At 68.0% G+C, this 23,661-nt stretch carries 24 protein-coding genes; 19 read left to right on the plus strand and 5 right to left on the minus strand.

All coding sequences use genetic code 11. The features are described from left to right. Positions 1 to 23 precede the first annotated feature (23 nt). On the plus strand, positions 24 to 1,499 hold the full coding sequence (gene zwf / locus AC1VVG_RS18870; protein ID WP_034187759.1) for a glucose-6-phosphate dehydrogenase: 1,476 nt from the start codon (positions 24 to 26) through the stop codon (positions 1,497 to 1,499). An 83-nt stretch (positions 1,500 to 1,582) separates the two neighbouring features. Here zwf and AC1VVG_RS18875 read toward each other — a convergent pair whose 3' ends face one another. Continuing rightward, positions 1,583 to 2,527: a LysR family transcriptional regulator gene (locus AC1VVG_RS18875; protein WP_034187758.1), complete on the minus strand. Its 945-nt coding sequence runs from the start codon at positions 2,525 to 2,527 to the stop codon at positions 1,583 to 1,585. 100 nt (positions 2,528 to 2,627) lie between these two features. On the opposite strand from AC1VVG_RS18875, the gene AC1VVG_RS18880 reads away from it, so the two are divergent. From AC1VVG_RS18880 to AC1VVG_RS18905, 6 genes are all read left to right on the plus strand, one after another. Continuing rightward, entirely contained in the window at positions 2,628 to 3,830 is a 1,203-nt protein-coding gene (locus tag AC1VVG_RS18880; protein ID WP_034187757.1) for an MFS transporter, read from the plus strand. A gap of 29 nt (positions 3,831 to 3,859) precedes the next feature. Next, a complete protein-coding gene (locus AC1VVG_RS18885; RefSeq protein WP_034187756.1) occupies positions 3,860 to 4,183 on the plus strand; it encodes a MoaF-related domain-containing protein in 324 nt (107 codons plus the stop codon). A gap of 13 nt (positions 4,184 to 4,196) precedes the next feature. Further along, entirely contained in the window at positions 4,197 to 5,147 is a 951-nt protein-coding gene (locus AC1VVG_RS18890) for an LLM class oxidoreductase (protein ID WP_482836016.1), read from the plus strand. A gap of 150 nt (positions 5,148 to 5,297) precedes the next feature. Then, the gene (dkgB, locus tag AC1VVG_RS18895) at positions 5,298 to 6,104 is read left to right on the plus strand and encodes a 2,5-didehydrogluconate reductase DkgB (protein WP_482836017.1); all 807 of its coding nucleotides are present in this window, start codon (positions 5,298 to 5,300) and stop codon (positions 6,102 to 6,104) included. A 65-nt stretch (positions 6,105 to 6,169) separates the two neighbouring features. Continuing rightward, positions 6,170 to 7,285 (plus strand): alkene reductase, encoded by a 1,116-nt coding sequence (locus AC1VVG_RS18900; protein WP_059559006.1) that lies wholly within the window; start codon positions 6,170 to 6,172, stop codon positions 7,283 to 7,285. Positions 7,286 to 7,472: 187 nt separating this feature from the next. Beyond that, positions 7,473 to 7,991: a DUF3455 domain-containing protein gene (locus tag AC1VVG_RS18905; protein ID WP_124608542.1), complete on the plus strand. Its 519-nt coding sequence runs from the start codon at positions 7,473 to 7,475 to the stop codon at positions 7,989 to 7,991. 122 nt (positions 7,992 to 8,113) lie between these two features. Here AC1VVG_RS18905 and AC1VVG_RS18910 read toward each other — a convergent pair whose 3' ends face one another. Further along, entirely contained in the window at positions 8,114 to 8,779 is a 666-nt protein-coding gene (locus tag AC1VVG_RS18910) for an O-methyltransferase (RefSeq protein WP_175029023.1), read from the minus strand. A 48-nt stretch (positions 8,780 to 8,827) separates the two neighbouring features. Between AC1VVG_RS18910 and AC1VVG_RS18915 the strand changes: the two genes are divergently transcribed. The 3 genes from AC1VVG_RS18915 (at position 8,828) to AC1VVG_RS18925 (ending at position 12,249) form a co-directional block, all read left to right on the plus strand. Continuing rightward, a complete protein-coding gene (locus AC1VVG_RS18915) occupies positions 8,828 to 9,505 on the plus strand; it encodes a TetR/AcrR family transcriptional regulator (RefSeq protein ID WP_482836018.1) in 678 nt (225 codons plus the stop codon). A 537-nt stretch (positions 9,506 to 10,042) separates the two neighbouring features. Next, the gene (locus AC1VVG_RS18920) at positions 10,043 to 11,431 is read left to right on the plus strand and encodes an NCS2 family permease (RefSeq protein WP_034187749.1); all 1,389 of its coding nucleotides are present in this window, start codon (positions 10,043 to 10,045) and stop codon (positions 11,429 to 11,431) included. Positions 11,432 to 11,655: 224 nt separating this feature from the next. Beyond that, positions 11,656 to 12,249: a hypothetical protein gene (locus tag AC1VVG_RS18925; RefSeq protein ID WP_124608540.1), complete on the plus strand. Its 594-nt coding sequence runs from the start codon at positions 11,656 to 11,658 to the stop codon at positions 12,247 to 12,249. 9 nt (positions 12,250 to 12,258) lie between these two features. Here AC1VVG_RS18925 and AC1VVG_RS18930 read toward each other — a convergent pair whose 3' ends face one another. Next, positions 12,259 to 12,648 (minus strand): CopD family protein, encoded by a 390-nt coding sequence (locus AC1VVG_RS18930; protein WP_482837184.1) that lies wholly within the window; start codon positions 12,646 to 12,648, stop codon positions 12,259 to 12,261. Further along, the gene (locus AC1VVG_RS18935) at positions 12,645 to 12,953 is read right to left on the minus strand and encodes a DUF3817 domain-containing protein (protein WP_069707120.1); all 309 of its coding nucleotides are present in this window, start codon (positions 12,951 to 12,953) and stop codon (positions 12,645 to 12,647) included. The genes AC1VVG_RS18930 and AC1VVG_RS18935 overlap by 4 nt, the downstream gene beginning before the upstream one ends. 110 nt (positions 12,954 to 13,063) lie before the next feature. On the opposite strand from AC1VVG_RS18935, the gene AC1VVG_RS18940 reads away from it, so the two are divergent. The 4 genes from AC1VVG_RS18940 to AC1VVG_RS18955 all read left to right on the plus strand — a co-directional run bounded on the left by AC1VVG_RS18940 (position 13,064) and on the right by AC1VVG_RS18955 (position 17,350). Beyond that, complete coding sequence (locus AC1VVG_RS18940; RefSeq protein WP_059559017.1) at positions 13,064 to 14,011, plus strand: GlxA family transcriptional regulator; 948 nt, start codon at positions 13,064 to 13,066, stop codon at positions 14,009 to 14,011. Positions 14,012 to 14,078: 67 nt separating this feature from the next. Continuing rightward, the gene (locus AC1VVG_RS18945; RefSeq protein WP_034187745.1) at positions 14,079 to 14,999 is read left to right on the plus strand and encodes a LysR substrate-binding domain-containing protein; all 921 of its coding nucleotides are present in this window, start codon (positions 14,079 to 14,081) and stop codon (positions 14,997 to 14,999) included. A gap of 226 nt (positions 15,000 to 15,225) precedes the next feature. Then, on the plus strand, positions 15,226 to 16,008 hold the full coding sequence (locus AC1VVG_RS18950; protein ID WP_034187744.1) for an ABC transporter substrate-binding protein: 783 nt from the start codon (positions 15,226 to 15,228) through the stop codon (positions 16,006 to 16,008). A gap of 226 nt (positions 16,009 to 16,234) precedes the next feature. After that, the gene (locus AC1VVG_RS18955; protein ID WP_034187743.1) at positions 16,235 to 17,350 is read left to right on the plus strand and encodes a succinylglutamate desuccinylase/aspartoacylase family protein; all 1,116 of its coding nucleotides are present in this window, start codon (positions 16,235 to 16,237) and stop codon (positions 17,348 to 17,350) included. A 135-nt stretch (positions 17,351 to 17,485) separates the two neighbouring features. On the opposite strand, the gene AC1VVG_RS18960 is transcribed toward AC1VVG_RS18955, so the two are convergent. Continuing rightward, positions 17,486 to 18,292 carry a MetQ/NlpA family ABC transporter substrate-binding protein gene (locus tag AC1VVG_RS18960; RefSeq protein ID WP_034187742.1) on the minus strand — a complete coding sequence of 269 codons (807 nt, stop codon included), beginning with the start codon at positions 18,290 to 18,292 and terminating at the stop codon, positions 17,486 to 17,488. Positions 18,293 to 18,600: 308 nt separating this feature from the next. On the opposite strand from AC1VVG_RS18960, the gene AC1VVG_RS18965 reads away from it, so the two are divergent. From AC1VVG_RS18965 to AC1VVG_RS18985, 5 genes are all read left to right on the plus strand, one after another. Beyond that, positions 18,601 to 19,758, plus strand: coding sequence for a porin (locus AC1VVG_RS18965; RefSeq protein WP_034187741.1), 1,158 nt, complete (start codon positions 18,601 to 18,603; stop codon positions 19,756 to 19,758). Positions 19,759 to 19,964: 206 nt separating this feature from the next. Next, positions 19,965 to 20,225, plus strand: coding sequence for a DUF2866 domain-containing protein (locus AC1VVG_RS18970; protein ID WP_011548992.1), 261 nt, complete (start codon positions 19,965 to 19,967; stop codon positions 20,223 to 20,225). 97 nt (positions 20,226 to 20,322) lie between these two features. After that, positions 20,323 to 20,715, plus strand: a complete 393-nt coding sequence (locus tag AC1VVG_RS18975) for a DUF6232 family protein (RefSeq protein WP_482836019.1) — start codon at positions 20,323 to 20,325, stop codon at positions 20,713 to 20,715. Positions 20,716 to 20,911: 196 nt separating this feature from the next. Beyond that, the gene (locus AC1VVG_RS18980) at positions 20,912 to 21,139 is read left to right on the plus strand and encodes a hypothetical protein (protein ID WP_049034581.1); all 228 of its coding nucleotides are present in this window, start codon (positions 20,912 to 20,914) and stop codon (positions 21,137 to 21,139) included. Positions 21,140 to 21,374: 235 nt separating this feature from the next. Then, positions 21,375 to 23,645, plus strand: coding sequence for a TonB-dependent hemoglobin/transferrin/lactoferrin family receptor (locus tag AC1VVG_RS18985; RefSeq protein ID WP_482836020.1), 2,271 nt, complete (start codon positions 21,375 to 21,377; stop codon positions 23,643 to 23,645). Positions 23,646 to 23,661: the final 16 nt, after the last annotated feature.

The following is a 23,661-nucleotide window of genomic DNA, read 5'->3' on the forward strand; positions in this document are numbered from 1 at the left end:
CCGCTTCAAACCGCGAACCTCCCATGACGAATCAGCCTACCCAGACCGCGGCCGACCGGCCCGTCGACATGATCATCTTCGGCGGCGGCGGCGACCTGGCCGCCCGCAAGCTGTTGCCCGCGCTGTACATGGCGCACCTGCACTGCAATCTTCCGCCCGAGACGCGCATCATCGCCGTCGGCCGCCGCGACTGGGGCATCGACGGCTATCGCAAGTTCATGGACGAGCAGTCGCGCCCGTTCATCGACGCGAAGGCGTTCGACGCCGACGCGTGGAGCCGCTTCCTCGATCTCTTCAAGTACGTGCTGATCGACGTGAACGCGCCCGACGACTACCAGCGCCTCGCCGAAGCGGCGCGCGGCGAGGCGATCCGCGTGTTCTACCTGTCGACGTCGCCGGAGCTGTTCACGACGATCTGCGACAACCTGTCGGCCGCGCACCTGGTCGACGCGCGCTCGCGCGTCGTCCTCGAAAAACCGCTGGGCCACGATCTTGCGTCCGCGAAGGCGATCAACAATGCGGTCGGCAAGCACTTCGAGGAATCGCAGATCTATCGGATCGACCACTATCTCGGCAAGGAAACCGTGCAGAACCTGATGGTCCTGCGCTTCGGCAACCCGATCTTCGGGCCGCTGTGGCAGGCGCCGAACATCCGCAGCGTGCAGATCACGGTGGCGGAGACGGTCGGCGTCGGCAGCCGCGCGGGCTTCTACGACCATACGGGCGCGCTGCGCGACATGGTGCAGAACCACCTGCTGCAGCTGCTGTGCATCGTCGCGATGGAGCCGCCCGTGTCGCTCGACCCGGACGCGGTGCGCGACGAGAAGCTGAAGGTACTGCGCTCGCTGCGGCCGATGTCGCTGTCGGACGTCGCGCGCGACACGGTGCGCGGCCAGTACACGGCCGGCGCGGTCGACGGCCAGCCGGTGAAGGGTTACCTCGAGGAAGACAACGTGCCGGCGGACAGCCGCGCGGAAACCTTCGTCGCGCTGCGCGCGCACATCAACAACTGGCGCTGGGCGAACGTGCCGTTCTTCCTGCGCACCGGCAAGCGGCTGCAGCGCCGCCAGTCGGAAATCGTGGTCGAGTTCGCCGACATGCCGTTCTCGATCATCCCGAACGGCCCGCGCCATTACGGCAACCGCCTCGTGATCCAGCTCCAGCCGGAAGAGTCGATCCAGCTGCAGATGCTCGCGAAGGAACCGGGCAGCGGGATGAACATGGTGCCGGTCAACCTGAACCTCGACCTGCAGCAGGCGATTCCGGAGCGGCGCGCGGAAGCGTACGAACGGCTGCTGATCGACGTGATCCGCGGCCGCCTCACGCACTTCATGCGTCGCGACGAGCTCGAAGCCGCGTGGACGTGGGTCGAGCCGATCCTCGACGGCTGGAAGCAGCTCGGCGACCGGCCGCGCCTCTATACGGCCGGCACGTTCGGGCCGGCCGCTTCGTCGGCGCTGCTCGCGCGCGACGGGATGTCCTGGGCCGAAGAGGCGTAACGGCCGCATGACGGCGTGCCGCCCGCGCGGCACGCCGGATCAACGGGGGCGGCGCCCGCCGTCTTCCCGTCCGCGAGGCGCCGCTACTGCGGCTCCAGCCACGCGGCCTTGCGCCGCGTCGGCGTCCCGCCGCCGCCGCTGCTGCCGCCCAGCACCTCGATCATGTAGTCGACGAACGACGCGATCCGCGACGAGATCGCGGTATTGCGGTAATACACCGCATGGATCGGCTGCTCGACCTCGAGCGTCTGACGCGCGAGCACCTGCACGAGCCGCCCCGCCTCGCGATCCTGCGCGGTCATGAAATCCGACAGGCAGACGACGCCCGCGCCCTCCAGCGCGAGCTGCCGCAGCGTCTCGCCGCTCGACGAACTGACGTCCGGCTCGATGCGGCACGCTTCGCCGTCGGCGCCGAGGATCGGCCACACGTTCAACGACTCGGGCTGCGTGAAGCCGAGCAGCGCGTGCCTGGCGAGCTCCTCGACCTTGCGCGGCTGGCCGTGCGCTTCGATATAGGCGGGGCTCGCCAGAATGCGCAGCCGGCTGTTGCCGATGCGCCGGCTGTGCAGCGTCGAATCCTTCAACCGGCCGATCCGGATCGCGACGTCGGTACGCCGCTCCAGCAGGTCGATGATGCCCTCGTTGCTGTTCAGCTCCAGCTCGACCTTCGGGAAGCGTGCGCGGTAGCCGCGCACGAGCGGCACGATCACGTGCAGCATGAACGGCGTCGCGGCGTCGACGCGCAGGCGCCCGGACGGCATCTCGCGCCGCGCGAGCATCTGCTCCTCCGCATTCTCGACCGATTCGATGATCGCGCGCGCATCCTGCAGGAACGCACGCCCCTCCTCGGTCAGTTCGAGCCGGCGGGTGGTCCGGCGCAGCAGCGTGGTCTTCAGCTTCTCCTCGAGCCGCGCCAACGTGCGGCTCGTCGCCGACACGGTGAGGTCGAGCTGCTGGGACGCAGCGGTGATCGAGCCGGTGTCGACCACGGCGGCAAAGGCCTGGAGTTCGTCGAGCGTGATCTTCATTGTTGATCTGAAATCAAAACAATTTGGTTTATAGACCAGTTTTTCCGCAAAAGTAAAGTCGGCACACTGCGATCCATCCTTACCGGAACCAGGATCCACCATGCCACTCGCCCTGCTTGCGCTGACCATCAGCGCGTTTGCCATCGGCACGACCGAGTTCGTGATCGTCGGGCTGATCCCGACGATCGGCGCCGATCTCGGCGTCAGCCTGCCGTCGGCCGGCCTGCTCGTCAGCCTCTATGCCCTGAGCGTCGCCATCGGCGCGCCGCTGCTCACCGCGCTCACCGGCCGCGTGCCGCGCAAGACGCTGCTCGCCGGGCTGATGGCCCTCTTCACCGTCGGCAACCTCGTCGCCTGGCAGGCACCGGGCTACGAATCGCTGATCGTCGCGCGCGTCCTCACCGGCCTCGCGCACGGCGTGTTCTTCTCGGTCGGCTCGATCATCGCGACGACGCTCGTGCCGAAGGACAAGGCCGCGAGCGCGATCGCGACGATGTTCAGCGGGATGACCGTCGCGTTCGTCGCCGGTATTCCGCTCGGCACCTTCATCGGCCAGCACTTCGGCTGGCGCGCGACGTTCCTGATCGTCGCGCTGTTCGGCCTCGTCGCGTTCCTCGGCGCAGTCGCCTTCGTGCCGCGCGGGCTGCCGCGGACGCCGCCGGCGCCGCTCGCCCGCCAGCTGCGCGTGCTGGCCCAGCCGCGGCTGCTGCTCGTCTTCGCGATGACGGCCGTCGGCTACGGCGGCTCGCTGATCGCGTTCACGTACATGGCGCCGCTGCTCGAACAGATCGCCGGCTTCACGCCGTCGCAGGTCAGCCTCGTGCTCGTCGGCTACGGCGTGTCGGTCGCGTTCGGCAACGTGTGGGGCGGCAAGCTCGCGGATGCCGTCGGCCCCGTGAAGGCGCTCAAGCGGATCTTCCTGCTGCTCGCGATCGTGCTGCTCGCGCTGACCTTCACGATCCACGTGAAATGGCTCGCGGTGCTGACGATGCTCGCCTGGGGGGCGGTCGCGTTCGGCAACGTGCCGGGGCTGCAGGTGTACGTCGTCAAGCAGGCGCGCCACTTCGCGCCGGACGCCGCCGACGTCGCCTCGGGCTTCAACATCGCCGCGTTCAACCTCGGCGTGGCCGGCGGCTCGTCGCTCGGCGGCCTGATCGTCGCGAACGTCGGCCTCGGCCACACGCCGTGGATCGCCGCGCTCGTCACGCTCGGCGCATTCGCGCTCACCGCGCTGAGCGGCCGCCTCGACCGTCGCCACGGGCTGCCGGAACGCACGGCGGAACCCGTCGAACTCGCCCACTGAACGTCACTTTTTTGCAGGAGTCCACCCGCATGAACGCATCGACCCGACGTCCGCCGTTCGCCGGCAAGACTTTCGAAGTCCGTTACGACGGCCTCACCGCGCTCAACGCGTACGACGAGGACGGCCTCCACATGCGCTACGAGATCACCGAAGGCCCGTACGCGGGCGCGAAGGGGGAAGTCGAATACGCGTGGCAGCCCGTCGCCGGCGAGACCTATGCGATCGCGTGGCAGGAAGCCGACCGCGCGACGGTCGTGCACATCGACGATTTCGCCGCCGGCACGTCGCGCGCGTTCTTCACCGCGCCGTCGCTCGATTTCCACCGCCTCGCAGGCAGCCTGCGCGCGGTCTGAACGGAGCCCGAACATGTCCACTTCACTCGAGAAACTCGCCGACGGCGGCTTCAGCGTCGGCATCGAACTGCCGCTCGACAACGACTGGTCGCCGGCCGGCGACGCGAAGCGCCAGCACCACGGCCGCCGCCCCGGCGTGCCCGACCTGGAGATCCACGCGGAGCTCGCGCAACTGGCCGACACGCTCGGCTTCCGCGCGCTCTGGGTACGCGACGTGCCGGTATACGACCCGTCGTTCGGCGACGCCGCGCAGGTGTTCGAAACGTTCTCGTATCTCGGCTACCTCGCCGGCATCACGAACGACATCCTGCTCGGCACGGCAGCCGTCGTGCTGCCGCTGCGCGAGCCGCTGCTGACGCTGAAATCGGCCGCGACGATCCAGGAACTGAGCGGCGGCCGCCTGATGCTCGGCGTCGCGAGCGGCGACCGGCCGGTCGAGTATCCGCTGTTCGGCCGCGATTTCGCGTCGCGCGGCGCGAATTTCCGCGACCAGATCGCGCTGCTGCGCGACGGCGCGCGCGGCCACCTGCCGCCCGGCCTCGACGTGCTGCCGGTCGCCCGTTCGCCGGTGCCGCTGCTCGTCGCGGGCCTTGCGCAGCAGACGCCCGCGTGGATCGGCGAGCACATGGACGGCTGCCTCGCGTATCCGGGCACGCCGGCCGACCACGCGCAGCGCGCCGCGAACTGGCGCGCGGTGGCCGGCGACAAGCCGTACGTGAGCTTCATCCACCTCGACCTCGCGGACGATCCGCACGAGCCCCTGCAGCGGCACCGCTTCGGCGCCCGCGCGGGCCGCATCGCGCTGACGGAAGAACTGGCGGCGATGCGCGACGCCGGCGTGCGGCACATCGGCCTGCATTTCCGCCGCAACCGCCGCCCGCTCGACGAGACGATGGCCGAGATCGCATCGGACGTGCTGCCCGTCTTTCATCCGGCGACGAACGTGCAGACGCGCGCCGCATAAGGCCGGCAACGGCCTGCGGCGGGCCAGCCGCAGGACTTATATTTGATTTCAAGTCAAATATCATTGACTTCTATAGGCGTTTATTTCATCAGTCCAAGACGCCAGAATGACGCCTGACCCGTAATCGTTTCACCCTCCCTGGAGCACGTGATGAGCAAGATTCCCGCATTCGGCCTCGGTACCTTCCGCCTGCAAGGCCGGGTTGTCATCGACTCGGTCCGCAACGGCCTCGAAGTCGGCTACCGCGCGATCGACACCGCGCAGATCTACGGCAACGAAGCCGAAGTCGGCGAAGCGATCGCCGCCTCGGGCGTGCGCCGCGAAGACCTGTTCCTGACCACGAAGATCTGGGTCGACAACTACGCGCCGGAAAAGCTGGGCGCAAGCCTGGAAGACAGCCTGCGCAAGCTGCGCACCGACCATGTCGACCTGACGCTGATCCACTGGCCGGCCACGGGCAACGGCGTATCGATCCAGGCATTCATGACCGCACTCGCCGACGCCAAGGCGAAAGGCCTCACGCGCCAGATCGGCATCTCGAACTTCAACATCGAACTGACGCAGGAAGCGATCGCGGCCGTCGGCAAGGAGGCGATCGCCACGAACCAGATCGAACTGAGCCCGTACCTGCAGAACCGCAAGCTCGTCGAGTTCCTGAACGGCGAAGGCATCCACGTGACGTCGTACATGACGCTCGCGTACGGCAAGGTGCTCGGCGACCCGGTGCTCGGCGCGATCGCCCGCCGTCACGACGCGACGCCCGCCCAGGTCGCGCTCGCGTGGGCGCTGCGGCTCGGCTACTCGGTGATTCCGTCGTCGACGAAGCGCGAAAACCTCGCAAGCAACCTGCTCGCGCAGACGCTGCGCCTCACCGACGAAGACATGGCGCAGATCGCCGCGCTCGAGCGCAACGGCCGCGAAGTCGACCCGGCCGGCCTCGCGCCGCAGTGGGACTAAGCGCGCCGCCCCGCCTCATCGACCCGTCCGCGGCCAGCCGGCCGCGGCATCCACAGGACACCACCATGACCCAGGACCCGCTTTTTCAACCGCTGCAACTCGGCGCGCTGACGCTGCCGAACCGCATCGTGATGCCGCCGATGACGCGCTCGCGCGCGAGCCAGCCCGGCGACGAAGCCAACGACCTGATGGCCGCGTACTACGCGCAGCGCGCGAGTGCGGGCCTGATCGTCAGCGAAGGCACCTATATCGCGCCGCTCGGCAAGGGCTACGCGTGGACGCCCGGCATTCACACGCCGTCGCAGGTCGCCGGCTGGCGCAAGGTGACCGACGCCGTGCATGCCGCGCACGGCCGCATCTTCGCGCAGCTGTGGCACGTCGGCCGGTTGAGCCATACGAGCCTGCTCGGCGGCGCGCAACCCGTATCGTCGTCGCCGATCCAGGCGAAGGGCGTAAACGTGTTCATCGCCGGTGAAGACGGCAGCACGCCGGGCTTCGTGCAGGCATCCGAGCCGCGCGCGCTGTCGATCGACGAGATCCGCGAGATCGTCGACCAGTACCGCGCCGCCGCGCGCCACGCGATCGAGGCCGGCTTCGACGGCGTCGAGCTGCACGGCGCGAACGGCTACCTCGTGAACCAGTTCATCGATTCGAACGCCAACACGCGCACCGACGCATACGGCGGCTCGCTCGACAACCGGCTGCGCTTCCTGCGCGAAGTCACGCAGGCGCTGATCGACGGCACCGGCGACGCCGCGCGCGTCGGCATCCGCCTCGCGCCGCTGACCACGCTGAACGGTTGCGTCGACGACGATCCGGAAACGACCTATCTCGCGGCTGCGAAACTGCTCGGCGAACTCGGCGTCGGCTACCTGCACATCGCGGAAGCCGACTGGGACGACGCGCCGCTGATGCCGGTCGCCTTCAAGCAGCAACTGCGTGCCGCCTACCCGGGCGTGCTGATCTACGCCGGCGCGTACACCGCCGAGCGCGCACGCGAGGCGATCGCCGCCGGCTGGGCCGACCTCATTGCGTTCGGCCGCCCGTTCGTCGCGAACCCCGACCTGCCCGAACGCCTGCGCACCGGCGCCGCGCTCGCGCCGCACGACCGCAACACGCTGTTCGGCGGCGGCGCCCGGGGCCTGACCGACTATCCGACGCTCGCGCAAGCCGCGGCCTGACCGCCGTCCTCCACGCAGGTCGACATCGACCCGGTCGCGATCCGCTGATCGCGCCTGCGCCCCCCCGACGATCGCGGCCGCTATCGCCGCGATTGTCATTTCCGAATGGCAGCCTGTGCATTCGGCGTCTAACGTTGACAGGATCCCCTCCGCACGACCGCCACCCGACCTGAAAGGACGCTCCGCCATGCCAAGCCGTTCCCCGACACGCGACATGCTGCTGGCCCTGGCGGCCGGTCTTTCCCTGGCGGCCTTCGCCGCACCGGCGCGGGCCGACGACGCTGCCGGCCTCGCGCCGCCGGCGCCGGCCGCGCCGGTACTGTCGACCACCGCGACCGGCGTGCAGATCTATTCGTGCGAATACGATGCCGACCATCGGCTCGCGTGGGCCTTCCAGCGTCCGGAGGCGACGCTGTTCGACGGCGGCGGCACGCTCGTCGTGCGGCATGGCGCGGGGCCGTCGTGGGAGGCGCTCGACGGCAGCCGCATCACCGGCAAGAAACTCGCGGAAGCGCCGAGCGCGAGCCCCGCCAGCATTCCGCAACTGCTGCTCGCGGCGACGCCGGCCGCCACGGGCACGCTTGCCGGCGTGCGCTTCGTGCAGCGGCTCGACACGGCGGGCGGCACGCCGCCGGCCGCATCGTGCCCGACCGAGCACGCGGTCGGGCGCTTCCCGTACTTCGCGCGATACGTGTTCCTGAAGTGATGCGCGCGGCGGCGCGGGCACCGGGCATCACCCGGTACCTTTCACCCTCGCGACCAGTTAATCAGTTTTCCTATCTTTCAGGCCCGGATGCGTGAAACCGCCGGCATCTTCGTTCCGGCTGCTCAGCCGATCCGCATCGACAACTCGACGTCGCCGCCGAACGGCACCGACAGATAGCCGTTTTCCGGCGCGCGCACGTACGCGAGGTAGTCGGGGCTGTATTCCGCGTTGTCGGCCACGACGAACGCCCCCGTTCTGAGGTGCGGCTCGACCCGCGCCAGGATTTCCGGATACAGCGCCTTCGCGCCGTCGAGCAGCAACAGGTCGACCGCATCCGGCAGATCGACGGCCAGCGTGCGCAGCGCGTCGCCCTCGCGAATCTCGACGAGATCGGCGAGCCCGGCCGCGGCCAGGTTCGCTTGCGCGCGCACGACCTTCGACGGCTCGAACTCGCTTGTGATCAACCGGCCGCCGCCGTTGTCGCGCAATGCGGCCGCGAGATGCAGCGCCGAGATGCCGAACGACGTGCCGAATTCGACGATCGCCCGCGCGCCGCTGCTGCGCGCGAGCATGTACAGCAGCGAGCCCGTCTCGCGCGACACGGCCAGCGGATAGTCCTTCAGGCGCGCATACAGATCGGCGTAGTCCGTCTTGCTGCGCATCAGCCGCGCTTGCTCGTCGCGCGACACGCCGGCGAAGCCGGGGCTCGTCGCGGGCGACGACGCCTCGGCTTCGTCGAACAGGCGCGCGAGCAGCGACGCCAGCGGATCGTGAATCAGGGTGGTCATGCGGTTCTCCAATGTCAAGTTGAGTGCGTCAGTGCGCCCGACTAGAATATGACGAACTATTCATGTTTTACTATTCGCATTGGCCAACCGCCCATGACCGACCGCCGCAACGCCCCGATCGCCACGCGCAGGCTGCCTCGGCAGGCGCGCTCGACCCGTCTAGTCGAAGACGTTCTCCAGGCCGCTATTCAGGTTTTGGCCGCCGAAGGCGCGCAGCGCTTCACGATGGCGCGCGTCGCCGAGCGCGCCGGCGTGAGCGTCGGCTCGCTGTACCAGTACTTCCCGAACAAGGCGTCCGTGCTGTTCCGGCTGCAGCACGACGAATGGCGGCGGACGTCCGACATGCTGTGCCGGATACTGCAGGACACGCGAAAAACGCCGCCCGAGCGGCTGCGCACGGCCGTCCGTGCGTTCATCCGCTCGGAATGCGACGAGGCGGGCATGCGCATCGCACTCGACGACGCCGCGCCGCTCTATCGCGACGCCCCCGAGGCGCAGGCAGTGCGGGCGGAGGGCCACCGGGTCTTCAACGCGTTCATGCGCGAAGCGCTGCCCGGCGTGCCCGACGCCACGCATGCGCTCGCCTGCGAACTGGTCATGACGACGCTCACGTCGGGCGGCAAGACCTTCTCCGAAACCGCGCGCACGCCGGCGGAAATCGACGCCTATTCGGCCGCGATGGCCGACATGTTCTGCGCGTACCTCGCGCATCTCGCGCGCGCCTGACACGACGAGCGCCGAAAGGCGTGCGCGCAAGCCGCGCGCGGCACCGGTATCATCCGGCTGCCGCTGGCGCATGGCCGCAGGTCGCGCCGCCCGCCGCCGTTCGCTTGCGCGTGCGCAGCCCCGATGAAAGATACTCGTAATATTCGATACCTCACCCGCTTCCGCCGGGCCCGTCGACCCCGCATTCAAATAGTCGCCTTAACGGATTCGAACTAGGCGTATACACGCGTGTCGCCGCATCGAAGCCCCGTTGCACGCCGATATAAGCGCTGCGACATGCGCTGCATGCTCTTCCCCCGATGGGACGTGATGGGCCGCTCGCCTAACCTTCGCTACGGCAAAGCACACGTGACGGGATCGCCCTCACCACGCGTCGTCCGGCGCGACACCCTCGCGATCGTTTCGATTCGCGCGTAACGACACGCATCACGCGTCATTCGTCCCCACGACGTTGCCGAACAATCCCAACTAGATACGAGACACCCTGACGACGGTTCGCGACGAGCCGTTTCAGCATGCTGATAAAGGAGCAAGCTCATGAGTGATACCCCGGTGCAGCCGACGGTCGACGTCGGCGCGGCAGAAACGGACTTTGGCACCCCGGGAGTGATCGACCGGTACTTCGGCATTTCGTCGCGCGGCAGCACGCAGCGCCGCGAGATCATTGCCGGCGTCACCACCTTCCTCGCGATGGTCTATTCCGTGTTCGTCGTGCCCGGCATGTTCGGCAAGGCCGGCTTCGACACGAGCGCCGTGTTCGTCGCGGTCTGCCTCACCACCGCGTTCGGCTCGCTGCTGATGGGCCTGTGGGCGAAACTGCCGATCGCGATCGGCTGCGCGATCTCGCTGACCGCGTTCACCGCGTTCGGCCTCGTGCTCGGCAAGGGCCTGCATCCGACGGTCGCGCTCGGCGCGGTGTTCCTGATGGGCCTCGTGTTCACCGGCATCTCGGTCACCGGCGTGCGTTCGTGGATCCTGCGCAACCTGCCCGCGGGCGTCGCGCACGGCACGGGCATCGGCATCGGCCTGTTCCTGCTGCTGATCGCGTCGAACGACGTCGGCCTCGTGATCAAGAACCCGGGCGCCGGCCTGCCGGTCTCGCTCGGCCAGATCACCGCACTTCCGGTCATCATGTCGATCGTCGGCCTCGCCGCGATCTTCGGCCTCGAGAAGCGCCGCGTGCCGGGCGGCATCCTGCTCGTCGTGATCGCGATCTCGATCTTCGGCCTGATCTTCGATCCGGCCGTGAAGTACCACGGCATCTTCGCGCTGCCGTCGCTGAGCGCACCGGGGCACGAATCGCTGATCGGCGCGATGGACATCAAGGGCGCGCTGTCGATGGCCGTGCTGCCGAGCGTGCTGGCACTCGTGATGACCGCCGTGTTCGACGCGACCGGCACGATCCGCGCGGTCGCCGGGCAGGCCGGCCAGCTCGACGAGAACGGCCGCATCATCAACGGCGGCCGCGCGCTGACGGCCGACTCGATCAGCTCGATCTTCTCCGGTTTCCTCGGCGGCGCGCCGGCGGCGGCCTACATCGAGTCGAGCGTCGGCGTGGCCGCCGGCGCGAAGACGGGCCTGGCAGCCGCCGTGGTCGGCCTGCTGTTCCTCGTCGTGATGTTCTTTTCGCCGCTCGCGGGCCTGGTGCCGTCGTACGCCACCGCACCCGCGCTGATGTACGTCGGCCTGCTGATGCTCGGCAGCGTGAGCAAGCTGCACATGGACGACATGGTCGATGCGATGTCGGGCCTCGTGTGCGCGGTGTTCATCGTGCTGACCGCGAACATCGTGACAGGCATCATGCTCGGCTTCTCGACGCTCGTGATCGGCCGCATCGCGAGCGGCGAATTCCGCAAGCTCAACGTCGGCACCGTGCTCATCGCGGCCGTGCTCGTCGCCTTCTATCTCGGCGGCTGGGCCATCTGACCGCGACACATGCGCGACGTCGCCTGCAGAAGGGCGGCGCGCATCGGGACGACGACGTCTCCTCCACCATCATCGTTGATGGTCTCCAGGCCTGGGAACGCGAGTTTCCAGGCTTTTTTTGCCGGTGCGCGCGACGCGGCGAAGCGCCGCATCGCCGCCGCACTGCCGCCGCGCTGCGAATCCGCCGCCGGTGCTACGATCGCGTTTTGTGTTCCGGAGCAGACATGAACGCGCTCGGCATCGTCTCCGAATCGGACAGCAGGACCTCGGCGCGCAAGCCGCCGTTCATCCCGTCGTTCGGCTTTTACGAAATACACGAATCGAAGCCGATCGATGCCGATCCGGCGCGCATCATCGATGCGGTCTCCGCGATCGACATGCGCACGGATCCGGTCGTCGATACGCTGCTCAGCCTCCGCGAATTCCCGGCCGCGCTTGCCGCCTCGCTGTGCCGCGGCACCACGCGACGCGAACGCGAACGCTTCGGCCTCCATGCATTCACGCCGCTGCATCGCGACGACACGTCGCTGTCGCTCGGCCTCGTCGGCCGCTTCTGGCGTCCCGCGCCCGACGTGCGCGCCATCGCCGATGCCGCCGCCTTCGTCCGGCACGACGACCCGCGCGATGCGAAGCTGGTGCTCCGGTTCGAGGTCGTCGGCCTCGCCTCGGGCGCGCACATGCTGCGCACGGAAACGTTCATCCACTGCCCGAGCGAGCGCACGCGCTGGCTACTCACGCCGTACTGGCTCGCGATCCGGCTGGGGAGCGGCTGGATCCGGCGCCGCACGCTCGCGGCGGTGGAGACGGCGCTGGCCTGAGCCGGCCGGTCAGAACGGCTTGATCACGACCAGCCCGACGACGATCGCAGCCGCGGCCACGACCGCGCCCGCCGCCTGCCCGAGCCACGCCGCCGGCGCGACGGCGAGATCGTCGCGCGCCATGCGCCGCAGCGTGCCGTGCAGCGCCGACAGCGCGACGACGACGGCAAGCTTCGCCGACAGCCACGCCGCGCCGAACCAGTGACCGCTCAGCGCGATCGCGATCCCCGTGACCCAGACGATCGCGAGGGCCGGCGCCGTCACCGTGCGATCCCAGCGCCGCACCGCGCGATGCACGGCGAGGTTCGCGATCCGGACACCGACGGACAACATCAGCAGCCCGCCGACGAACGTGACGACAGCCGCAACATGCACGGCCTTCAGCACCAGGTAGATCATCGCGCGTGCCGCCGGCGCGCGATCCATCCCGCACTCGCCAGCCCCGCGAACGGCACGACGGCCGACAGCACGAGTCGCGCGACCTCGCGCCCGCGCCACAGCCCGCTCGAGGCGGTGCCGGCGAGCGCCCACACGTACATCGCGAACGCGATGCCATGCACCGGCCCCATGATCGATACCGCGGCCGGATAACCGGCCAGATGCTTGAGCGGCACGGCGACGCACACCAGCACGACGAGCGTGGCCGCCTCCAGCAACGACAGGTACTGCAGGTTCCGCAACGCGTTGCGATCGTCTTGTGTCATCGGCCGGCTCCATCCAGGTTGATCCGCCGCGATTGTCGCGTGTGGTGCGGGTTCCGGCCATTGGCTAGAATGACATCTTTCAACGGATTCCGGCCACGGCCGCGAACGCCATGCACACGGTCGCCGTTCTCGCCTTGCCCGATGTCGTCCCGTTCGACCTGGGCATCGCGTGCGACACGTTCGCGCGCGTGCGGTTGCCCGACGGCGCGCCCGCCTACCGCGTGCGCGTGTGTAGCGAGCAGCCGCGCGTCGCCGGCGACCTGTTCGAGCTGCGCCCGCCGTTTCGTCTCGACGCGCTGGCCGACGCCGATACGATCATGGTCCCCGGCACGTCCGTGCCGCTCGCGCCGACGCCGCGCCGCGTGCTCGCCGCACTCCGCGAAGCGGCCGCGCGCGGCAGCCGGATCGCGTCGATCTGCAGCGGCGCGTTCGTGCTCGCGGAAGCCGGGCTGCTCGACGGCCTGCGCGCGACGACGCACTGGCTCGCGGCCGCCGAACTCGCACGCCGCCATCCGCACGTCGACGTCGATCCGAACGTGCTGTTCGTCGACAACGGACAGATCCTGACGTCGGCCGGCGCGGCGGCCGGCCTCGACCTGTGCCTGCACATGATCCAGGCCGACTACGGCGCGGCGGTGGCCGTCGACGCCGCACGCAGTGCGGTGGCGCCGCGCGTGCGCGAAGGCGGGCAGGCGCAGTTCATCGCGCCGGAATGGCCTGCCGGCGGCGACGGGCTGCAAGACCTGATGGACTGGCTGCAGGCGAACCTGCGCAAGCCGCTCACGCTCGATGCGATGGCCCGCAAGGCGTCGACGAGCGTACGCACGCTGACGCGGCGCTTCCAGGCGCAGACGGGCACGTCGCCGCGCCAATGGCTGCAGACCGCTCGCGTCCGGCACGCGCAGCAGTTGCTGGAGGTGACGGAGCTGTCGATCGAACATGTCGCGACGGAAGCCGGGTTCGGTTCGGTCACCGCGTTTCGCGAACGGTTCGCGCGCATCGTCGGCACGTCGCCGCAACGCTATCGCCAGACGTTCCGCGCACGCGCCGGCGCATGACGTTCCCCAGGACCGCCATCCGAAGCATGAAACCGTCGCCCCCTTTCGCGCCAACCGGACCCGACCGATGACCCGCATCCGCAACCCGCTGAACATCGCGCAGCTCCAGGCGTTCGTCTCCGCCGCGCACCTCAAGAGCCTGCGCGCCGCCGCGCGCGAACTCGGCGTCACGCAGCCCGCGATCACGCACACGATCCGCGAACTCGAAACGGCGCTCAACGCGGAGTTGCTCGCGCGCAGCGTGCGCGGCGTCGAGCTGACCGCATGCGGTCACGCGCTGCTGCCGCGCGCCGAGCAGCTGCTCGGCGACATCCGCCGCACGGTCGAGGCCGTCGAGCAGGTGAAAGGCGAGATGTCGGGGCGCGTCGCGGTCGGCACGATGCCGTCGATCGCGCTGACCGCGCTGCCGCACGCGGTGACGGCGTTCCGCCGGTCGATGCCGAACGTGAGCCTCCATCTGGAGGAAGTGACGGTGCCCGACGCGCTCGCGCAGCTGCGCAACGGCACGCTCGACATCGCTGCGATGCACCATGTGCCCGCGCTCGACCGCGATTTCACGCAATCGCCGCTGCTGTCGACCGAATTCACGATCGTGATGCGCGACGGCCACCCGCTCGCGCATGCGCGCCGTTTAGAGGAACTGCTCGATGCCGAGTGGATCGTCACCGTCGGCGCCGAGCAGTTTCCGCACAGCGTGATGGTCGGGATGTTCGAGAAGCACGGGCTGCCGCTGCCGAAACGCCTGCTGCGCTCGCCGATGTCGTTCGCGGTGACGCTCGGGCTCGTCGCGCGCTCCGACGTGATCGGCTGCTTCACGCGCCCGCTGGCCGCGATGGTCGCGCCGCTCGGCATCCGCACGGCCGAACTCGACGAAAGCATGCCGCGCTTCGACCTGTCGATCATCGCGCGGCGCGACCTGCTGCCCACGCCCGCCGTGTCGCAATTCGTCACGTGCCTGCGGCGCGCGGTCAACGAAACGCTCGGCTGAATCGTTCCTGTGTCTGAAACGGCGGCGCCCGCAACGCGCCGCCGCCGGGCCCGGTATCGGGGCTTGTCCTAGGCGCCCTGCCGGTATTTTGTCTTGATAATCTTGCGCACGTCGCGCACCCGCATCGGGTGGGCGAAACGGACTGTCCGACGCGAAGCCGCGGCGGACCGAAGGCTTACGGCGCGGCACAACCGCGCACCCATCGAACAAAACGAGGAGTCACCGAGTGAAAAAGATTCTTGCGGCTGTGACCGTTGCCCTGCTCGCCGTATCGGCAGGCAGCGCGTACGCGAAGGACTGGTCGACCGTGCGGTTCGGCGTCGACGCCAGCTACCCGCCTTTCGAATCGAAAGGCGCCGACGGCAAGGTTGTCGGTTTCGACGTCGATCTCGGCAACGAAATCTGCCGCCGCATCCACGCGAAGTGCGTGTGGATCGAAAACGACTTCGACGGGATGATCCCGGCGCTGAAGGCCCGCAAGTTCGACGGCGTGCTGTCGTCGATGTCGATGACGCCGGCGCGACAGGAACAGATCGCCTTCTCGGCGAAGCTGTTCAACACGCCGACGCGCCTCGTCACGAAGAAGGGCACGGGCCTGATGCCGACGGCCGAATCGCTGAAGGGCAAGTCGGTCGGCGTCGAGCAGGGCACGATCCAGGAAACCTACGCGAAGACGTACTGGGCGTCGAAGGGCGTGAACGTCGTGCCTTACCAGAACCAGGACCAGGTCTACGCCGACCTGATCTCCGGCCGTCTGGACGGCGCGCTGCAAGACGCGGTGCAAGCCGAGATCGGCTTCCTGAAGACGCCGCGCGGCGCGAACTTCGACTTCGCCGGCAAGGACATCGACGATCCGAAGACGCTCGGCAACGGCGCCGGTATCGGCCTGCGCAAGGAAGACACCGACCTGAAGGCGAAGATCGACGGCGCGATCGCCGGCATGCGCAAGGACGGTACGTACGACAAGATCGCGAAGAAGTACTTCGATTTCGACGTCTACGGCAAGTAATACGGCCAGCCGGCGCGCCGCGCGCCGCGATGAAACGGGCTCCGCGAGGAGCCCGTTTTTTTTTGCGCGCGCGGGTTGGGCGACGTTATTTTTTCCGTACCAAACCGATGATTCGCAAGGAAAATCCGCGCGTTCCGGTACCGGTTTGATGGCGACGACGCAGGCAACGTACAATCGTCCTTCCACGCACACCGGATCCTTCGCGGCTGCGCCGCACTCCCCCATCATGCAAACGCAGACCCATCCGCTGATTTCCCCCGCCGTCGGCACCGAACGCCAGATCACGAGCTTCCACTACGGCCCGCGCGGCGGCAAGAAGGTCTACATCCAGTCGTCGCTGCATGCGGACGAACTGCCCGGCATGCTGGTCGCCACGCTGCTGCGCCGCAAGATCGCCGCGCTCGAGACGGCCGGCAAGCTGCGCGGCGAAATCGTGGTCGTGCCCGTGCCGAACCCGATCGGCCTGTCGCAGCACGTGTTCGGCGATCACCTCGGCCGCTTCGAGCTCGGCTCGATGCAGAACTTCAACCGCAATTTCTACGATCTCGCGGCACTGGTGCTGCCGCGCGTCGAACACCATCTCACGAACGACGCGCAGCGCAACCTCGTCGCCGTGCGCGCCGCGATGCGCGAAGCGCTCGACGAGCAGAAGCCGCGCACCGAACTCGACTCGCAGCGCCTCGCGCTGCAGAAGCTGTCGTTCGACGCCGATATCGTGCTCGACCTGCACTGCGACAGCGATGCGGTGATGCACCTCTACACGAATCCCGACCTCTGGCCGGACGTCGAGCCGCTGTCGCGCTATCTCGACGCGCAGGCGTCGCTGCTCGCGCTGAATTCGGTCGGCAACCCGTTCGACGAAATCCACAGCTTCTGCTGGTCGGATCTGCGCAGCCGTTTCGGCGACCGCTTCCCGATCCCGAACGGCGCGATTTCCGTCACGGTGGAACTGCGCAGCGAACGCGATGTGTCGTACGAACTCGCCGAAAAGGACGCACAGGCCATCGTCGAGTACCTGACCGAGCGCGGCATCGTCGACGGCACGCCGGCGCCGCTGCCGCCGCTCGCGCATCCGGCCACGCCGCTCGCGGGCACCGATCCGCTTGTCGCGCCGGTATCGGGCGTGATCGTGTTCCGCACGCCGGTCGGCGCGATGATCGAGGCGGGCCAGGCCGTGGCCGACATCGTCGATCCGCTGACCGATCGCGTCGTCACGCTGAAGAGCAGCGTATCGGGCGTGCTGTACGCGCGCCAGATCGTGCGCTTCGCGACGGCCGGCATGGAAGTCGCGCGCGTCGCCGGCGCGACCGCGATCCGCACGGGTTCGCTGCTGTCGGCCTGAGCGCGCGGCCCGCGCGCCGGGCCACGGCGCGCAGCGCACGCACCAACGAAATCGCCCGCTTGCGCGGGCGATTGGCTTTCCGGAGGGCACGTCGGCGGCCGGCGACGGCCGCCGGCCGTTCGGCGTGAAGACCGTTCAGAATGCCGGCACGATCGCGCCGCCGAACTTCTGGTCGATGAACTTGCGCACGTCGTCCGATTCATAGGCCGCGACGAGCTTCTTCACCCACGGCTTGTCCTTGTCCTGCGCACGCACCGCGATCAGGTTCGCGTACGGCCCGCGCAGGTCCTCGATCGCGATCGCGTCCTTCACCGGCGTCAGCCCGGCCTTCACCGCGTAGTCGGTATTGATCGACGCGGCATCGACGTCAGGCAGCGCGCGCGGCAACTGCGCGGCGTCGAGTTCGACGATCTTGATCTTCTTCGGGTTCTCGGCGACGTCGAGCGGCGTCGCGTTCACGCCGTTCGTGCCGACGCCCGGCTTCAGCTTGATCACGCCGTACTTCTGCAGCAGCAGCAGCGCGCGATTGCCGTTCGACGGGTCGTTCTGGATGCCGACCTTCGCCCCCACCGGCAAGTCCTTCAGGGACTTGAGCTTCTTCGAGTAGAAACCCATCGGCGCCGTGTAGGTGAGTCCGACGTTCACGATCCTGTAACCGCGCTGCTTGATCTGGCTGTCGAGGAACGGCTGGTGCTGGAAGCCGTTCGCGTCGAGGTCGCCCGAATCGAGCGCCGCGTTCGGCTGCACGTAGTCGTTGAATTCGATGACCTTGATCGCGAGCCCTTCGCGCGCGGCGACCTTCGTCACTTCGGTCCAGATCTGCGCGTCGGGGCCGCTCATCGTGCCGATCTTCAGCGTTTGCGGATCGGCGTGCGCGCCGGGCGCCGCGAATGCCAGCGCGGCGGCGAGTGCGCCGAGGCCGGTCAGGATCGAACGTCGCATGGTGTCCTCTTGTCCCGTGTCGTTTGTTGGAGCACGGATCGTGACACGGGGCCCGAACGCGACAAACCAAGCTTATTTCATGTGCATATTCCGGATCGGGATCGATTCTCTGCCGAAATCGGTATAACCCCCGCTGGCCAACCCGGGCAGAATTCGGTGTCGCATCGGCGCCACACATTCTTCATATGACAGTCGCTGTCATATTCATTACGTGCCCCGCCGATAAAGTTGCGGCCGGTCCGTGAAAGCGCCCAGAGAGAGCGCCGGAACCGCAACTGGACACGCCATTTATTCGCTCGGAGAATCCTTTGAACAAGAAACTGTTGACCATCGCCGCCCTGGCAGCAACGGCCGGCACGGCGCATGCACAAAGCAGCGTGACGCTGTACGGCGTCATCGATGCCGGTATCAGCTACGTGAACCACAGCAAGACCGCCAACGGCGGCACGGGCAAGCTGTTCAAGTACGACGACGGCGTTGCCCAGGGCAGCCGTTGGGGCCTGCGCGGCACCGAAGACCTCGGTGGCGGCCTGAAGGCGATCTTCGTGCTCGAAAACGGCTTCAACAGCGGCAACGGCACGATCGGCCAGGGTGGCGCGATCTTCGGCCGCCAGGCTTACGTCGGCCTGAGCCAGTCGCAGTACGGCACGGTCACGTTCGGCCGCCAGTACTCGTTCTCGACCGACATCCTCGGTTCGAACTACTCGACGGGCGGCAACACGGTCGCGGGCAACTACGCGTACCACGTGAACGACATCGACCAGCTCACGTCGAGCCGCATCAACAACGCCGTGAAGTTCCAGAGCGCGAACTACTCGGGCTTCACGTTCGGCGCGTTGTACGGCTTCTCGAACTCGACGGACTTCGCGGGCGCACCGGCCACGACGTCGGGCACGACGACGACGGCAGGCTCGTCGCGCGCATACAGCTTCGGCCTGAACTACGCGAACGGCCCGGTCTCGGTCGGCGCCGCCTACACGGACATCCGCTACCCGAGCCAGTCGTCGCCGGCCTTCTCGACGACGATCGCGAACCTGAGCACGGGCAACGTCCGCGACCTGCGCACGTACGGCGTCGGCGGCCGCTACGTCTGGGGTCCGGCAACGGCATGGCTGCTGTGGACGCGTACGCAGTTCTCGACCGTTTCGGGCGCGGGCGGCACGTTCTACAACGCATACGAAGCAGGCGCGAAGTACGCGTTCACGCCGGCCCTGTCGGGCGGCCTCGGCTACACGTACACGAACGCGACGCAGAACGGCAATTCGTGGCACTGGAACCAGGTCAACGGTATCGCCGACTACGCACTCAGCAAGCGGACGGACGTGTACGGCCTGGTCGTGTACCAGCAGGCTTCGGGCAAGGGCGTGCAAGCGCAGATCGGCTCGAGCACGAGCTACTTCAACACGTCGGGCACGGGTTCGAAGAACCAGATCGCCGCTCGTATCGGTATCCGTCACAAGTTCTAAAGCGTCCGCTTAACTCGCGGATCACGACGGCAAGAAGCGCCCCGCTCCACGCGGGGCGCTTTTTTATGGGCTTTTAAGTTTCGCTTAATTCTGGGCTGAGACGATGCTCTCACCCCCCCTGTTGGCCGCCTGAGCATCGGCGGCTTTTTTTTTAAATGCCGACGGCGCCGCCATCGATTGCCCACAAGACAGGATCGGAGGCCATGATGATCGAAGATACCGTTTTCAGCCATCTGCACGCGATTCTGACGTGCCAACACTCGCTGCCGGTCCAGAGTTGCCGCGTCTCGGTCGAAATGCAGCGCCCGTGGGGCCGACCGTATCGGCTCGTCGAATGGACGATGCATCTCGACGCCCCCGCACGGCGCCAGATCGTGCCGGCCGAATCGACCGACGAAGAGATCGCCGAGGTCGTCGCCTCGCACGTGCCGGGCCGCCTTTACGGCGACGGCCGGCTGCAGTTCTGACCGCGCTCCCGCGCCGCCCGCATCGTGCGGCAGTCGGTCTCGTTTGACGCGGCAACGAAACCTGCTACGCTGCGCGTTTTCGTCCACGCAACACACGATGGAAAACGCATTCAACGAACGTGGCGTCATGGTCACGCGCAACGGCCTGTCGGCCGCCGGGCAGGTATTCGCACTGCGTGACATCCGTCACGTCGATGTCGTCAAGATTCCCAAGAACCGCCTCGTTCCGTCGCTGATCTCGCTGATCGGCGCGGCCATCGCCGTCGCAGGCGGCATCGGCGCATCGAGCGCCGCGCTCGTCGTCGGCGTGATGCTCGTCGTCGTCGGCTACCTCGCCTGGGCCACGCAGGACATCACGTACCGGCTGATGGTCGAGATGCCCGACGGCGAGCGCGAAGCGCTGTCGAGCACCGACGCCGCGTTCGTCGAACGCGTCGCGCAGGTCGTGCGCGATGCACAGGCCGCCAGGACCGCCACTCCCGCCAACTGATCCCCTTCACGCGGCTGCACGCTTCGATTCACGGTTGCCGGACGCACGCGGTGCGTGCCGGCACGTGTCGGCACGTGCGGCAGCCTCGGCGAACCGTATTCCCGCACGTCATCGCCCGCCCCGCGCCTGCGCCGCGCGCGCCGACCGCCTAGTATGGAAGGAGCGGCGCGCCGCCGCATCGTCCGAGGAGGCCAGCATGAACGTCCAGTCGCTGTCCGGCACGCTTCGCGCGCAGGAATTGCTGATCGTGTCGATGATCCGCGCGCTGCCCCCTGACGCACGCCGCGCGCTCGTCGACCTCTACACCGAACAGATCGTCTTCGCCGAACAGGCCGGCCTCGACGTCCACAGCGATCGCGCGACGCACGAAGCGTTCATCGCGCACGCGCGCAACCTACTGATCCGCATCGAAGCGCTGGCCTGACCGGCGCGCGCACGGCTCCCGAAAGGGCTGCCGCGGCGCGTGCGAGCCGCGCACGCGAGCGCTCACTCACGCCGCCTTTCGTCCTTGTATTGATAATAATTCTCATTTACACTGGTAAAGTTGTCAGTTGCCTTTCAATTCGCCGTTTGCCGCCTGCCGCGCGCAAACGGGCCAGCCAGGTGAACGCGTCACCCAGCCAGCCTTCGGGCTTGTTATCGTCAATGGGAGACCACCTGTGCATTGTTATTCGCTGGCGCGGCGGCCGATCTGTGCCGCGCTGTTCGGCGCGTTCGGCCTGTCCGCCGCCACGGCTCACGCCGATTCGTCGCCGCAAGGCGCCAACCCGCCTTCCGCCGTCCTCGTCGCCGCGTCCGCGCGCGGCGACGCGGCGCTGCTCGACCCCGTCACCGTCACGGCCACCCGCACCGCCACCGCCGCGAGCCGCACGGCGGCATCCGTGTCGGTGATCACCGACGAGGATCTCGAGGAACAGCAGGCCACCAACATCAAGGATGCACTGCGCTACGAGCCCGGCATCACGGTGCGCCGCACCGCGTACCGGCCGGGCAGCGCCGCGCTCGGCGGCGGCCGCGACGGCGATTCGAGCATCAACATCCGCGGCCTCGAGGGCAACCGCGTGCTGCTGATGGAAGACGGCATCCGCCTGCCGAACGCGTTCTCGTTCGGCCCGCTCGAAGCGGGGCGCGGCGACTACGCCGACCTCGACACGCTCAAGCGCATCGAGATCCTGCGCGGGCCGGCATCGGCGCTGTACGGCAGCGACGGCCTGACCGGCGCGGTGAACTTCATCACGAAGGACCCGCGCGACCTGCTGTCGATCTACGACAAGCCGTACTACTTCTCGTTCCGGCCAAGCTACGACTCGGCCGACCGCAGCATCGGCGCGACCGTGTCGGCCGCGGGCGGCAACGACCGCATCCAGGGGATGATCATCGCCGACGGCCGGCGCGGCCACGAAGTCGATACGCGCGGCAGCAACCATTCGGCGAGCACGCTGCGCACGACATCGAACCCGCAGGACGTCTATTCGGAATCGCTGCTCGGCAAGCTCGTGCTGACGCCCACCACGCGCGACACCTTCAAGTTCACCGCGGAAACGGTGCAGCGGCGCGTGAGCACCGACGTGCTGTCGGCGATCAACCCGCCGACCACGCTCGGCCTCACGACCCACGACCGGCTCGAGCGCAACCGCTTCAGCGTCGACTACGACTTCCGCGACGACGCGTTCCGCTGGTTCCAGACCGCGCACCTGCAGTTCTACTACCAGGACGCGAAGCAGGACCAGTACGCGTTCGAGACGCGCGGCGCGCCGCTGAAATCGCGTTCGCGCGACAACCAGTACCGGGAACGCACGTTCGGCGGCTCCGCGTTCGCCGAAAGCGGCTTCGCGACCGGCCCGTTCGCGCACAAGCTGCTGTATGGCGTCGACGGCAGCCTGTCGCGCGTGACGAACCTGCGCGACGGCACGGTGCCGGGCGTCGGCGAAGCGTTCCCGAACAAGGCGTTCCCCGACACCGACTACACGTTGTTCGGCGCGTTCGTGCAGGACCAGATCGGCTACGGCCGCCTGCTCGTCACCCCGGGCCTGCGCTTCGACACGTACCGGCTGAGCCCGACCGAAAACGATCCGCTGTTCACCGGCAAGGCCGTGTCGACGAGTGCGAACGAACTGTCGCCGCGCGTCGCCGTGCTCTACGAGATCACGCCGGCCGTCATTCCGTACGTGCAGTACGCGCACGGCTTCCGCGCGCCGACGCCCGACCAGGTGAACAGCAGCTTCTCGAACCCCGTGTACGGCTACACGTCGATCGGCAATCCGAACCTGAAGCCCGAGACGAGCGACACGTTCGAAGCCGGCCTGCGCGGCAAGGCCGGCTCCGGCTACGGCGTCGTGCGCTACAGCGCGGCCGCGTTCACGGGCCGCTACCGCAACTTCATCTCGCGCACGACGATCGCCGGCGCCGGCCGGCCGTCGGACCCGTTCGTGTTCCAGTACGTGAACTTCGCCGACGCGCGCATCCACGGCCTCGAAGGCCGCGCCGAATGGGTGATGCCGAACGGCATCACGCTGAAGACGGCGATGGCGTTCACGAAGGGCTCGACGCAGAACGACGGCGCGGCCAGCCAGCCGCTGAACACCGTCAACCCTTTCTCCGCCGTGTTCGGCGTGCGTTATGAGCCGAGCGAGCGCTGGTTCGTGCAGACCGACCTGCTGTTCCAGGCCGCGAAACGCGACAAGGACGTCGACAAGTCCGATTGCTCGAACAAGGCGTGCTTCACGCCGCCGTCGTCGTTGGTCGTCGACCTGCGCGGCGGCTACCGCTTCAACAAGCACGTGAGCGCGACGATCGGCATCCGCAACCTGTTCGACCGCAAGTACTGGAACTGGTCGGACGTGCGCGGCATCGCGGCCGATTCGCAGGTGCTCGACGCGTATTCGTCGCCCGGCCGCACGGTCGCCGTCAGCATGAAAGTGGATTTCTGATGCGCATCGCCCGCGC

This window comes from Burkholderia sp. L-4 (assembly GCF_056856535.1).

What these genes read in the sequence shown, in the direction of transcription:
- zwf (WP_034187759.1), top strand. Translation starts at nt 24, where the DNA reads ATGACGAATCAGCCTACCCAGACCGCGGCCGACCGGCCCGTCGACATG.
- AC1VVG_RS18875 (WP_034187758.1), bottom strand. Translation starts at nt 2,527, where the DNA reads ATGAAGATCACGCTCGACGAACTCCAGGCCTTTGCCGCCGTGGTCGAC.
- AC1VVG_RS18880 (WP_034187757.1), top strand. Translation starts at nt 2,628, where the DNA reads ATGCCACTCGCCCTGCTTGCGCTGACCATCAGCGCGTTTGCCATCGGC.
- AC1VVG_RS18885 (WP_034187756.1), top strand. Translation starts at nt 3,860, where the DNA reads ATGAACGCATCGACCCGACGTCCGCCGTTCGCCGGCAAGACTTTCGAA.
- AC1VVG_RS18890 (WP_482836016.1), top strand. Translation starts at nt 4,197, where the DNA reads ATGTCCACTTCACTCGAGAAACTCGCCGACGGCGGCTTCAGCGTCGGC.
- dkgB (WP_482836017.1), top strand. Translation starts at nt 5,298, where the DNA reads ATGAGCAAGATTCCCGCATTCGGCCTCGGTACCTTCCGCCTGCAAGGC.
- AC1VVG_RS18900 (WP_059559006.1), top strand. Translation starts at nt 6,170, where the DNA reads ATGACCCAGGACCCGCTTTTTCAACCGCTGCAACTCGGCGCGCTGACG.
- AC1VVG_RS18905 (WP_124608542.1), top strand. Translation starts at nt 7,473, where the DNA reads ATGCCAAGCCGTTCCCCGACACGCGACATGCTGCTGGCCCTGGCGGCC.
- AC1VVG_RS18910 (WP_175029023.1), bottom strand. Translation starts at nt 8,779, where the DNA reads ATGACCACCCTGATTCACGATCCGCTGGCGTCGCTGCTCGCGCGCCTG.
- AC1VVG_RS18915 (WP_482836018.1), top strand. Translation starts at nt 8,828, where the DNA reads ATGACGAACTATTCATGTTTTACTATTCGCATTGGCCAACCGCCCATG.
- AC1VVG_RS18920 (WP_034187749.1), top strand. Translation starts at nt 10,043, where the DNA reads ATGAGTGATACCCCGGTGCAGCCGACGGTCGACGTCGGCGCGGCAGAA.
- AC1VVG_RS18925 (WP_124608540.1), top strand. Translation starts at nt 11,656, where the DNA reads ATGAACGCGCTCGGCATCGTCTCCGAATCGGACAGCAGGACCTCGGCG.
- AC1VVG_RS18930 (WP_482837184.1), bottom strand. Translation starts at nt 12,648, where the DNA reads ATGATCTACCTGGTGCTGAAGGCCGTGCATGTTGCGGCTGTCGTCACG.
- AC1VVG_RS18935 (WP_069707120.1), bottom strand. Translation starts at nt 12,953, where the DNA reads ATGACACAAGACGATCGCAACGCGTTGCGGAACCTGCAGTACCTGTCG.
- AC1VVG_RS18940 (WP_059559017.1), top strand. Translation starts at nt 13,064, where the DNA reads ATGCACACGGTCGCCGTTCTCGCCTTGCCCGATGTCGTCCCGTTCGAC.
- AC1VVG_RS18945 (WP_034187745.1), top strand. Translation starts at nt 14,079, where the DNA reads ATGACCCGCATCCGCAACCCGCTGAACATCGCGCAGCTCCAGGCGTTC.
- AC1VVG_RS18955 (WP_034187743.1), top strand. Translation starts at nt 16,235, where the DNA reads ATGCAAACGCAGACCCATCCGCTGATTTCCCCCGCCGTCGGCACCGAA.
- AC1VVG_RS18960 (WP_034187742.1), bottom strand. Translation starts at nt 18,292, where the DNA reads ATGCGACGTTCGATCCTGACCGGCCTCGGCGCACTCGCCGCCGCGCTG.
- AC1VVG_RS18970 (WP_011548992.1), top strand. Translation starts at nt 19,965, where the DNA reads ATGATCGAAGATACCGTTTTCAGCCATCTGCACGCGATTCTGACGTGC.
- AC1VVG_RS18975 (WP_482836019.1), top strand. Translation starts at nt 20,323, where the DNA reads ATGGAAAACGCATTCAACGAACGTGGCGTCATGGTCACGCGCAACGGC.
- AC1VVG_RS18980 (WP_049034581.1), top strand. Translation starts at nt 20,912, where the DNA reads ATGAACGTCCAGTCGCTGTCCGGCACGCTTCGCGCGCAGGAATTGCTG.